This window comes from Methylocystis sp. (assembly GCF_021731785.1).
Taxonomy (GTDB): Bacteria; Pseudomonadota; Alphaproteobacteria; order Rhizobiales; family Beijerinckiaceae; genus Methylocystis.
In genome coordinates this window covers 1-10,854 of sequence record NZ_JAKFWS010000143.1, presented here as the reverse complement: position 1 = coordinate 10,854, position 10,854 = coordinate 1, and the positions used below count along the sequence as shown (strand labels likewise).

Sequence of the window (10,854 nt, the reverse complement as noted above, 5' to 3'; positions counted from 1 at the left end):
GCTCGCGCGATCGGCACTTCGCCATATCCGCGTCGCGTCCAAACAGGAGTTGAAGGATCGAATCATTGAGGCAATCGACGACGTTAACCGTGAGCCTGTCGTTCATACCTGGACTTACAAGATCGACATCGCGGCATGATATGAGTCGATCCAAAGAAACGCTCTACTAGTAGGTGCCACCTGGCGCAATGGCGGCGATCAGCGGGAACAATATCAGCGCCGCAACGATGCCGGTGCCCGCGAACGATAGCTGCCATCGCCGCCGCGCTTCCTGGGTGAGCGCCACGCCAATGATCTGCCCCAGTTGCCGGCGCTCAAGGCCTAGCGCGGTCCGATCCTCGTCAACGGCGTGAGGTTGGAAGGTTGGCGCTCTGGACGTGATGCGCGCATTAGCTCGCCCGACCGCGCTCGTCTGCAATCGCGATGGCCGCAGCCCGCCAGCTCACGTTTGTGGGGCTCAAGCTGTCCGAGGGTAGCGGCGCGAGCTTTGCGCGCTCTGTGGAGCTATTCTGACCAATGGCGGGCCGTGCACTTTCCGACGCGCTCTTAGGTAAGCCTGAGCCTACCTTTATCCGTCCTCGGAGCGGCGGGCAGTCATGTCTTGCTTCTTGCCCGCGGTTCACGCCCGGCGCGTTTTTTTCACGTGACGCCTTTGCCAACGCGATTCGGCGAGCGCGGAAAGCAGCACGTCCGGGCAGGCATTTCTGTCATAGTGGGCCACGTCTAACGCTATCAAGAGGTCCGAACTCTATGAAAGAGAAGTCGACCGTCGATCATCTGCTCGGTGGCAATGACCAGTTCGTAGCCGAAGAATTCCATCGTCATGCGGCGTATTACCAAGTGCTCGCTAAGCGCCAATCGCCCAAGGTTCTATGGATCGGCTGTTCCGACTCGCGCGTCAGCGAGGACGTAATTACCGGCTCGCGGCCGGGTACCATGTTCGTGCATAGAAATGTCGCGAACATTGTCGCCTTTAACGATGTGAATGTCGCCTCTATTATCGAATATGGCGTGGTGCATCTCAAAATTGAGGACATCATCGTCTGCGGCCATACACGCTGCGGCGGCATTGCCGCGATCGAGGATGGTGTGCATGAGAATTACATTGCGGATTGGCTCTGCATCGCGTCGGGGGCAAAGGAGACTGTCGACAGGATCGCCGCAGAAAGAAATCTTAATCGAGAACAAAAGCTGGAATTGCTGACCGCAGAAAATGTCAAATTGCAGATCAAGCATCTGCGCAGCTTGGCAATGATCAAGAACATGCACGATAAAAGTCCATTGCCTAGAATTCACGGCTGGCTTTATCGAGTGGAGACGGGGAAGATTGAGGTTTTGGTGGATGGGCGCGAGAGCGACTTAGGTTATCGGCGTTAAGCGCTTGCAGCTCTTTCCCAAAACGCAAAGACGCCCCAGGCTTGCTCGCTGATCTTCTCGTCGTAGTGCGTCACGCTCGATTGTTGGGAAAGCTAGCGGGTACTCCCGCGCACATCCTCAAGATCGTTCATGCTACAGAAAATAGCCAAGCGCCGGAGGATAACGAAATGACGACTCATTCATACGCCAGTCAGTCTCGCGCCAGACCTTTGAAAAACTTTGCGCGTGCAGCCTTCATCGCCGCGCTCGCGCCTCTGCTTATGGCGACGTCATCTGACGCGGGGGAACAGGTCGGTGTCGCCTCCCATGTTCGCAATAGGGTAACCGGCAAAGTTCAGATGCAAGTCGTGAACATTAACCAGGGAGAGGACGTCTTCGGCAGGGAGATCGTGACGACCGTTGCCGATTCTCTGGCGAAGATCGTGCTGAAGGACGACACCAATCTGAGCGTCGGTCCAAACTCAAGCGTGACCCTCGACAATTTCGTCTATTCGGGGCCGTCGGATTTTAGGAAAGCGAGCTTCGGCGTCGCCAGGGGAGCATTGCGCTTTACAAGCGGTGGCTCAGACCGGCGATCCTATCAAATGCGCACGCCGATTGCGACGATCGGAGTTCGAGGGTAGTTCTCCAGAGCCGAATGGGCCGCCTGACCGGCAGCCAAGGCTATCGCGCAGAAGATCGCAAAGGCTCGTTAGGCGGGTTCCAGTCGTGCTGAGGTTTTGCGCTTTGTGGCGGCCTTGCGGGTTTTTCATCTCGGCCGCCGCGGTTGGTTCCGAATCGCCTCCTGTGGCTCGACTCCACGCTCCTGGCGCCATTCCCCGTAGTTGGCGATCGTGTCGGCGAGCGCGGCTTTCAATTCGTCGATGTCGCGGCCGGCGAAGTGCATCAATTGGTCGCCGTCCTCATAGCCGACCTCGACGACAAATCCGTCGTGCTTCAAGATCATCGCTTCAGCCGCCAGCACTTCGCCGATCCTCTTAAATCCTGCGTGTCGCGTGCGAGGCGAGCAAAAAAATCACATGATTATAAGCGGTTACCGTGACAGCCTGATTGCCAGCCGCCCCAACTTCAGGCAATTTTAACTCCATTGGAATAAGTCAAGTTACAGCTTGGGGGAGCTGCGATGGTCATTCGGTCTTGGAGAAGGTGCGTCTCGTGGTTCATATTCGGCACAGCCGTTGTTCTGGGCTTAATTTATTGCGACAAAATTAATTGTGAAGAATTCAATCTGGCGTCGCAAATGCGCCTGACGCTCGGGCTCATGGCTCTTTTGGGACTGCAAGGGCTTCTGGCGGAAGCGCTGGGGCTGTGGGCCGACGAAAATGGTTTTTCCATCCCACGTCGGATATTTCCGCATCTCGGTTTTCCCGTTCTGTGGCGCAGAAAAATCCTGGGAAGGAGCCTCTCTCGGATCGATGCAATAGATAGTCGGATGGTTCGGCTTTATTTGACCTCGACCGAACGTGTCGACTTCGTTTTTGCTGATAATGAGAAAAGGCGGCGCTTCCTGCGCTTCGCAAATCAGTTTTATTCGCAGCAGGCATACGTTCGCCGAGCTACGGGGGACAATTAGGGAGACATTTCTGTTGTCGTCGAGACCAGCATCGCGCGCAGCTTCCTTCGCCTCGTCAGACAGCGCTGAGACCTTCGTCGCGCGGCTGCGCCACTTGACTTCGTCCTCCATCCACTGAAGAGCGCGCCTGCGCTCTCGGAGAGGTCGATCTTTCCGACGGCCTTGGTTTCGACGAAGTTCTTGTTGTCTTCCGAGACGCCGAGGAGCCCGTTCCTGCGCAAAATGCCGAAAGGCGCCAGTGATTCCTCGCGCGAAAGCGTCGAGATGGCGCGCCCTACGGCCCCGCCGACAAAATCCGCGACGGCTTCATCCGTTGTCCGATCGGCCGCCATGTCGACCTCGCTGAAGAAAGCGTCACGCCGCCGGGATCGCCTGACCCGGCGGCGGTTGCGCAGCGCGTCAGGCGCCGAGGATCTGGGAAATTTCGCTGAGCGTGGCCTTCTCGGCGTCGCTAACCTTCACGCCGCCGAATCCAAGAAAGCCACCTTCCGTGCCCGCTTCAGCGACCGTCTTGGCGATTTGCGTGAGCCAGCCGTTGAAGATCTTGGCTTCGCCCGGCGCCTTTTGATTGACGATGGTCGCCGTCTCCTTCAACGCCTCCAGCGCCCGCCCCTTGATCTCGTCGAGCTTGGCGCCCTGCACGATGCTGCGGATCCCCTCGCGCGCCTCGGTGCGGCCCGAGGAAGAGAGAATTTCCTCGGCGATCGCCTTCACCAGTTCGCCGCTCGCGCCGCTTTTCGCCTCGGCGAGCTGCTTGGCGTTAGCGAAGGCCTCCTGCAGCGTGCCGACGAAGCTCGACGGATCGGCGGCGGTGACGGCGAAGCCGGCAAGCAGCGGTGCCTGCACGAGTTTCTTCCACTCGGCCGGCGTGAAATCATTCTTGGCGACCATTGCTTCCTCCCTGGCGATGTCTGTTTTTCTTGGGACCTATCCCAGCAGTCGCTTCTTGATCAGGCCGACGACCGCCGTCACGATCGCGCCAGTTATGCCGCCTCCCGCGGCCTGGCCAAGCGCGGTGGCGATGTCAAACCCGCCGCTTGACGCCGCGCCGGCGAGAGCGGGGATCAACGATCCGAGGATTTGGCCGCCGATTCCGCCGCCAAGGGCGCCGCTGATCGTGTTCCCAATCGGGCCCAGATCCATATTCTTCGATGCGCGCCCAACAGCGTTGCCGCCAAGCGCGCCGCCAATCGCTTGAACAAGTAAATCCGTAATAACCGACATGCTTTCCTCCTGTGTGCCTCGCTTCGGGCCGACGGGATCTCCCGCTCGGCTGCAGGACTTTCTAGAAACTCAGACGAACAACCTCCCTCTTGAAGACATACTTGCTCAACCGTGCTTCAAGTCATCAGGCAGCTTCCCGCCGTTCTCCGCGAGCTTCTTCATGATCTGCTTGTGAAGCCAGACGTTCATAGTGGCGGAGTCGCCCGTGTCGCCTTCAAAATGCAGCTCCTTCGCCAACTCCTTGCGGGCGGTGAGACTGCTGTCCATGGACAGAAGTTTCATCAGGTCGACGATAGAGGTTTTCCAGTTGAGTTGCTGAGTCGCCTTATCCTTCAAGGCGTCGAGCACGGCGGCGACATCGACGCCCGGCATCGACGAAGCCCCTGGCGCATTCACTGCAGCCTTGGTCTCTGATGGCGCGGGACTTTCCGCCGCGCTCGCAGCGGAAGCAGCGGGAGTTTTGCCCAATATCTTCGACATGATTGTTCCGAGGACGCTCATAGACTGCTCCCATAAAAATAAGTCATCTCTAATCTGGCCGTTGAAGCCGTTCGGAACGCTGCGGGCGAAAAAGCCGAGCGTCAAGCCTTGGAGTTTTGGACATAGGTCGGTGAGACAAAAAGTCGCGTCCTGAGAGCAGTCGCTCAGTACTGACGTCATAACGATCATGCAGGCGCATCTCGGGCTGTTATCGCCTGACGCTAGGTAAAGCTGATCGACGCCGGCCTGCCCAACAGCCGGGCGGCAAGCTGGATGCCGCATGAACTCGAAGCAAACAACGGCATAAGGCGTGACCGGATGACAGACAATTTCGCTGTTTCCCTGGTCAGAACGACGGCTCCAGCCGCTCGTCCGCCATCCTGCGCCGCGGCGGCGCTCTCCGCGATCCCCCTCATTGTCAAAGGCGGCAAATGCGGGGAAATTGCTCTCGAACCGGGCCTATCCGGCGAATCTGGGTAAGATACCGTGCGACATCGGAGAATCAGCGCGCATGAGAAGAGACGATCCGCACCCAATCAACAAAGCGATCCTCATCGTCCTCTCCGCGCTGTGCGTCGTCCTGATCATTTTTCTCGGCGCCTGGATGCTCGTCGCGCGCCTGCCTTAGTGTTGGCGCGCCGCGTCTATTCCTCAAACGCGACGTCCTCATTGACCGCATGCACAGTCAGAACAATCATGCAGGCGTATCCAAGGTAAAACCCGAGGATCCCGTCGCGGTTTCGACAATGACGGGACGCTGTGGGCGGAATATCTGGCTTTAGCCCGTCTTTGAGCGTCGGGACAGCGGTATCGCCGCCAATGGCTTGAAGACGTAGGGAGGAAGTAATGGAACGAGCGAAAAGCTTGACGCCGATGCAATATCTTGATCAAGCGACCGGGGCGCTGCGAGAGCTTGGGATTAATCCGCCGCGACCCGATTTCGCGCCGATTAACGCCTTGCTCGAAAAAATCTCGGACCTCGACAAAGACCGGATCGCGGTCATTTCCAGAACGCTCGGACAGACAGAGATCTTCAACGAAGTGGTGCGCGACCAGACGCAAGCCATGGACATCGGCCAACGATACGAAGAAATCGCCGAGGCGTTCAATTCGATACGCGACGATTCCAAGAAATTGGTCGATCAATTAGGTGATGGCAAGGTCGATATTTTCGAGCGGGTAGCCAACATCTGGATGAAGCTTGCGCGCGGCGACATCGCCGGCCGCTTCGATGGAATACGCAAAACTTATCTTGACGTAACGAAATCGACCAAGGATCAGATCGAGCGCGAGAGCAAGATCCTCGACGCCTATCACGATTTCCGCGGCGCATTGAAACAGTCAGAAGTGTTGGCGCTGGAAGTGCTGAAAAAGGCTGAGGCAAGCTTGGAGGCGGCGAAAGCGGATCTGGGCAAGGCCGCGGAAACCCTCGCCAATTACAAAGGCGAAGATCTCGCCGAACGCGCCAAACTCGAGCTTGCCCGCGACGAGCGTTTGCGCAACCTCCAGGATGAGGACAAGCGCTATCAGATCGCCAAGGACCTCTCCGACAATCTGACGATCAGCTACAACACCTCCGAAGTGATCATGGCGCGCTTGAATCAGACGACCAGCGCCAAGGAGCGTGTCTACGCGCAGGCGGTAAGCTTCTTCTCCACCAACGACTCCGTGCTGACGGCGCTCAAGGCGTCTTTCACCGGCCTCGTCGGGTTGCACGAATCGACCCAGACGCTTGAGACGATGAAGGAAGGCGTCTCCCGCAGCATCGAGATCCTTTCCGAACTCGGGGACAAGGTTCAGGAAGCTGCGATCCGCGCGGGCTACGGACCGACCATTCGATCCGACGCTGTAAGAAAGCTTGTTGATTCAATTACGAACTTTCAGGAAAAGACATACGGCATCGTCAAGGAGATGCGCAAACTCTCGACCCAAAACTCTCAAGAGATTCGCGCCGCTGTCGAGGACGGCCGGCGTCGCATCGAGGCGCTGATCCTGGAAGGCAAGACTCTCGGCGTCAATGACTGAGACGCCGACAACGCCGACCCAAACGGCTTCCCCAACGCTTGACGACCTCATGCTGGCCATGGACGTCGTCGACACGCTGCGCCACGATCAGCGTCTCGTCGAGCGCGAGCTCTCTCTCGGCTACAGCGACGAGGCGCTGATTGAGCGGTTGCGCCAGATTTACAGGGGACAGGGGATCGAGGTTCCGGATCACGTGCTGGAAGAGGGCGTCAAGGCGCTCAGGGAAAAGCGCTTTTCCTATGAGCCGTCGAAGCCCAGCTTCGCGCGCAAGCTAGCGCTCGCTTGGATCGATCGGCGGCGGATCGGCAAGATCGCGGCGGGGATCGTCGCAGTCGTGTTGGCGGCCGTCCTGATCCATTATTTCGCCATCACACGCCCGCGCGAACTGGCGGAAACAAGGGCGAGAGAGGAGATTGGGCAAGTTTTGCCGAACGCCCTTCAGGCCGGCTATGAGGCTATCTCCACGGAAGCCAAATCCGACAGCGCGAAAAGCCAGGCCGAGCGACTCCTCGCCGACGGCAAGGCGGCTCTAAAGCGCGGTGACGCCCAAGGCGCGCGCAAGACGAGCGCCGACATGACGGCGCTTCTGAACGAACTACGCGCCGAGTTCGATTTGCGCATCGTGAACGGGCCGGGCGAAGCAAGCGGCGTTTGGCGCAAGCCGAAGGTCAATCCCACGGCGCGCAACGACTATCTGATTGTGGAGGCGGTCGCGTCCGACGGTCGCGTTCTATCTAGGACCATTCGTAATGAAGAGACCGGCGCGACATCGACCGTCAAGAAATGGGGGATTCGCGTAAACAACGAAGCTTTTCAACGGGTTCTCGCTGACAAACGGGACGACGGCATCATCGAGAAGAATTTGGTGGGCCAAAAAAAGCGTGGATCTCTCGACATCGACTACGTCATGCCCGTCCTCGGCGGCGCTATTACAGAATGGTGAGGCGATGATCACCGGCTTTAGGGCCCTGCAGTCGATCGAGGAATCCTACGCCAAGGTTCGGAGCGATGAAATGCGGCTGGACACCGCCCTGCGTTCGGCCTCCGAGGAGGCGGCGCGCCTGCGCCTGGAGCGGCTCACGCAATTGCACGCGCTGGCGCAACTCAAATTCGGCCTGATCAAGGGCGGTGAACTCGTCAAAGACCTCGACGCCGCCGAGCGTCAGGCAAAAGACCTTATTGATCGCATCGACCGGGAAATCGCCGAGGCGGCGGAACGTCGCGAAGAGGCGTTCGTTTCCTTTCAAAAGGCCCAGGAACAAAAAGCTCAGAAGGCGGCTGACTACGACGCTGCAATCGCCGAATCGCGCGCCTTCGAAAACGCAGTCGCGCCGCAGATCGCCATTGATCCTGTTTGCGCTACGCTGAATGAAAGGGTCGAGGAGATTGGCAAGATATTGGAAGAGGCCGAGAAGAAGGCGGCGCAGGCGGAGTCGGACCGCCAGCGCAAGAAGACGCCCTACGAGCAGGACCGCCTGTTCATGTATCTGTGGGGGCGCAAGTTCGGCACATCCGAATACAAGTTCGGCTTTTTCGTCCGCTACTTCGACGAACTTATCGCCAGGTTGATCGGCTACCGTGAGGCGCGCGCCAATTATTTCATGCTGAATCAGATCCCGGATCGGCTGCGCGAACACGCCGGTCGTGTCCGTACCGAGTTCGAAGCAGCCAAGCAACGCCTGTCGGAGTTGCGACATGAAAAGTTGCTGGCGGCTGGCGCCGGGCCTCTAGAAGAGAGAGCGCGCAAGGCCAAGGCGGCTCTTGATGCTGCCGAGCAGGCTTTTCGCGAGGCGAGCCCGCGCTTCGAAGCGGCTGACGAGGCCTATGGCGCCCTGATCGGGCGGGATAATCAGGGGGCCTTCGACCAGGCAATCAAGTCGATGGCCGAAAATGATTCTCGCGACGAAATCGTGACCCTCTACCGCGAAGCCGCGCGTACGACGACGGACGAAGACCGGGCAATCGTGGTCAAGATCGATCAGCTCACTCTGGCGATCGGCAAAGCTGATGGCGAGGTCGCTCGGACGCGACAACAGATCCGCGAACTGGCCGCAAGGCGCGCCGAACTCCAAGGAGCGTATGCCGAGTTCCGTCGCCGTCATTACGACTACCCAGGAACGACATTCGGCAATGAAGCGACCATCAACGACGTGCTCGGCGGCATACTCGACGGCATGGTGGGGGGCGCGGTCCTTGGTCAGGTTTTGCAACAAGGGTATCAGCGGCCACCGACGCCCCCTTGGAGCGAGAACGTCGACCTTGGGCCGATATTTCCGCCGGGTCCGTCGCCCATGCCTTCCCCGGGCCGCGCCTCGGACGACGACTTCAGCACCGGCGGGGCGTTCTAACGATCGACAGCGGCATGGCGCTATGCCGCTCCCTCGTCCCATGCGGAGATATTCTCAATATCGGCGACGCTCGCCATGACGCGCCGCGCTTCGGCCAGAAGACGCAAGCGATTTAGCCGTAGATGGGCGTTCTCCACATTTATGGTCACATGCTCGAAAAAGGCCTGCAGGGGCGCGTGCAGTTTCGCGAGAGACCTCAAAACGCCTGAGAAGTCCTCTTTTTGCAGCTTCTCCGCGGTTTCCTCGCGCGCCCGCGCAATGGCCGCAGCCAGCTTGTGCTCCTGATGCTCGATGCGAAGATTTGGCGCGTGGCGGTGCGAGTAGGCGCGAGGACCGTCCTTTTCCTGCTCCGCATTTAGGACGTCGACGATACGACCGAAGTCGCTAAGCAGCCCCTTGCCGGCGTCAGTAGTGAAGAATTTATCGAACGCTTCGCGTTTCGACTCAGACATGGAACAATCTCCGCACGAATATGTGACACCGGGAGATCGTATCCACGTTGCCTGCCGACGCAAGCGGTCCTTCTCATACGTTGCGAAGATGTTGGACACTTCTATGATGGCGCGATTGCGCATCACAGGTTCGGGAGTGACAATCATAAGGGGGTGCCGGCGTCGCGCGTTCATTTGGGCGCCGGACGCGACGTCCACTTGTATCGTCCGCTTGGCGCCCGTCGCGGACATCTGGCTGGTTCCGCGATGGCGGTTATGCCATTCAAACAGGCGCTCTTGTACGTGAAGCGAAGGAGCGATCTCCACCTCACGCGCAACCGAGCCGGATATTGCGGAGGCTCCGCCGGGCCGCGCCCGACGATGATGAGCACAACTGTTACACTATATTACGATAAGTCGATGGGCTTCGACACCCGGAGAGCGCAATCGGCACTTCCGCGCCGTTTTCACGCTAGAGCGCGTTCGTGATTTTTCGATTCTGATTGGGATTCCCGAATCGGCCCGAGCATGATTCCTTCCTCGCGATAGCGATGGAGGCGAAAATGGCGCGGGCTTACAGCCAGGATTTGCGTGATCGCGTGATTGACGCCGCCTTGGCGGGTCTGCCGGCGCGCCATGCGGCGGCGCGGTTTGGGATCGGCGACGCGACGGCGATCGTGTGGGTGCGGCGGGCCCGCCAGACGGGCGAGCGCACGGCGCGCAAGCAGGGACAGCCGCAGCGCTCGAAGCTCGATCCGCATTGCGACTATCTGCTGGGCCTAATCGAGGCGACGCCGGATTTGACCATCAGCGAGCTCTTGGAGCGGCTGCTCGCCGAGCGCGGCGTCAAGGCCAGTCGCGCGACGCTGTGGACGTTTCTCGACCGCTGCGGTCTGACATTCAAAAAAAGACCGCCCACGCGAGCGAGCAGAACCGGCCGGACATCGTAAAGCGACGCGAAGACTGGTTCGATGGCCAGCTCGACCTCGATCCCGAGAAACTCGTCTTCATCGACGAGACTTGGGCGACGACGAACATGGCGCGCAAATGCGGGCGCGCCCCGAAGGGCGAGAGGCTGCGCGCCAGCGTCCCGCATGGACATTGGAAAACGACGACCTTCGTCGCCGGTCTCCGCCGCACGGGCTTAACGGCGCCCTTTGTCCTCGACGGGCCGATCAACGGCCTCTGGTTCCAGGCCTATGTCGATCAGGTTCTCGTTCCGACGCTACGCAAAGGCGACATCGTCGTCATGGACATGTATGGACGCCTCCGCCGGTGCAAGAAGAATCTTCGAAGCTGCGCAGCGCATGGTCAGGTGCTGACATGTATCCGGCCTCTGATGCGGCGCAGTCACATGCCGCGGGCCCGTATGGGAGTTCGCGGATCGGATCCATTA

The 10,854-nt window shown here is 59.3% G+C and carries 11 protein-coding genes and 2 pseudogenes; 7 read left to right on the top strand and 6 right to left on the bottom strand.

The genetic code is table 11. The features are described 5' to 3' along the window. From QZ964_RS19195 to QZ964_RS19185, 3 genes and pseudogenes are all read left to right on the top strand, one after another. A pseudogene (locus QZ964_RS19195) lies at nt 1-139 on the top strand (IS630 family transposase); the annotation flags it as partial. Nucleotides 140-750: 611 nt separating this feature from the next. Continuing rightward, entirely contained in the window at nt 751-1,377 is a 627-nt protein-coding gene (locus tag QZ964_RS19190) for a carbonic anhydrase (protein WP_292533613.1), read from the top strand. 41 nt (nt 1,378-1,418) lie between these two features. Next, on the top strand, nt 1,419-2,000 hold the full coding sequence (locus QZ964_RS19185; protein WP_292533611.1) for a FecR domain-containing protein: 582 nt from the start codon (nt 1,419-1,421) through the stop codon (nt 1,998-2,000). A 125-nt stretch (nt 2,001-2,125) separates the two neighbouring features. Here QZ964_RS19185 and QZ964_RS19180 read toward each other — a convergent pair whose 3' ends face one another. From QZ964_RS19180 to QZ964_RS19160, 5 genes are all read right to left on the bottom strand, one after another. Further along, nucleotides 2,126-2,341 (bottom strand): hypothetical protein, encoded by a 216-nt coding sequence (locus tag QZ964_RS19180; protein ID WP_292533610.1) that lies wholly within the window; start codon nt 2,339-2,341, stop codon nt 2,126-2,128. 225 nt (nt 2,342-2,566) lie between these two features. Continuing rightward, on the bottom strand, nt 2,567-3,061 hold the full coding sequence (locus tag QZ964_RS19175) for a hypothetical protein (protein WP_292533609.1): 495 nt from the start codon (nt 3,059-3,061) through the stop codon (nt 2,567-2,569). Between the two features lie 288 nt (nt 3,062-3,349). Then, nucleotides 3,350-3,841 carry a hypothetical protein gene (locus QZ964_RS19170; protein ID WP_292533607.1) on the bottom strand — a complete coding sequence of 164 codons (492 nt, stop codon included), beginning with the start codon at nt 3,839-3,841 and terminating at the stop codon, nt 3,350-3,352. Nucleotides 3,842-3,877: 36 nt separating this feature from the next. After that, entirely contained in the window at nt 3,878-4,174 is a 297-nt protein-coding gene (locus tag QZ964_RS19165; RefSeq protein ID WP_292533606.1) for a hypothetical protein, read from the bottom strand. A gap of 105 nt (nt 4,175-4,279) precedes the next feature. Then, a complete protein-coding gene (locus QZ964_RS19160; RefSeq protein ID WP_292533604.1) occupies nt 4,280-4,675 on the bottom strand; it encodes a DUF3597 domain-containing protein in 396 nt (131 codons plus the stop codon). An 825-nt stretch (nt 4,676-5,500) separates the two neighbouring features. Between QZ964_RS19160 and QZ964_RS19155 the strand changes: the two genes are divergently transcribed. From QZ964_RS19155 to QZ964_RS19145, 3 genes are all read left to right on the top strand, one after another. Then, nucleotides 5,501-6,679 carry a cell surface protein gene (locus QZ964_RS19155; protein WP_292533603.1) on the top strand — a complete coding sequence of 393 codons (1,179 nt, stop codon included), beginning with the start codon at nt 5,501-5,503 and terminating at the stop codon, nt 6,677-6,679. Beyond that, nucleotides 6,672-7,622, top strand: a complete 951-nt coding sequence (locus QZ964_RS19150; protein ID WP_292533601.1) for a DUF6384 family protein — start codon at nt 6,672-6,674, stop codon at nt 7,620-7,622. The genes QZ964_RS19155 and QZ964_RS19150 overlap by 8 nt, the downstream gene beginning before the upstream one ends. A 142-nt stretch (nt 7,623-7,764) precedes the next feature. After that, complete coding sequence (locus QZ964_RS19145; RefSeq protein WP_292533599.1) at nt 7,765-9,027, top strand: hypothetical protein; 1,263 nt, start codon at nt 7,765-7,767, stop codon at nt 9,025-9,027. Nucleotides 9,028-9,047: 20 nt separating this feature from the next. On the opposite strand, the gene QZ964_RS19140 is transcribed toward QZ964_RS19145, so the two are convergent. Continuing rightward, a complete protein-coding gene (locus QZ964_RS19140; RefSeq protein WP_292533598.1) occupies nt 9,048-9,626 on the bottom strand; it encodes a DALR anticodon-binding domain-containing protein in 579 nt (192 codons plus the stop codon). A 395-nt stretch (nt 9,627-10,021) separates the two neighbouring features. Here QZ964_RS19140 and QZ964_RS19135 point away from each other — a divergent pair. Further along, nucleotides 10,022-10,713, top strand: a pseudogene (locus QZ964_RS19135) (IS630 family transposase); the annotation flags it as partial. Nucleotides 10,714-10,854: the final 141 nt, after the last annotated feature.